Genomic DNA, 601 nt, shown 5'->3' with positions numbered 1-601 from the left:
CTAAATCCAAGATTTAGATTCTCACTTATCCAAATGGCATTCGCTAACAATAATATTAAAGTACATCTTCAATATTTTATATAAGATTAGTAATATATTTTGCAAGAGCCCTTTTTATTTTGTTAAAGCATGATTATAAGTTTTAAGGCCTCTTAACTTTCATGCAAAATAATTCGATAATAAGATGAATTTACATTGAAAAATAAATGGCAAAATAAATTAAGAAAAGAGTGATGTAAATAATCTGACTTAAAAAGAAACTATGCTTTAATGAATATAATGAAAGAATTTTAGCATTTTAAAATTTTATAATTATAAATATGAAACTATGAAAAAAGTTAGCTTTTTGCATAGTTTCATAGATAACTTTTTATATAGTTTTATAGTGAAAATTTTGCATATATAAGTTCCGATAAATAAAATTCATTAATTTAGGAGGTATTTCTATGGCTGAGTTAAAGGATCCTTTTAAAAATGTGTGAAAAAGAGAATACAATGGAGGCAGGTATGCCTATAATACTACAATAATAGCTGCATTTATAATAACAGCTATATTATTTATTATATTAATTTGTCTGTCATAAACAGAGTTCTTTGCTTC

This window comes from Clostridium sp. UBA1056, assembly GCA_002316385.1.
GTDB lineage: Bacteria > Bacillota > Clostridia > Clostridiales > Clostridiaceae > Clostridium_J.
This window is presented reverse-complemented; position numbering follows the sequence as displayed.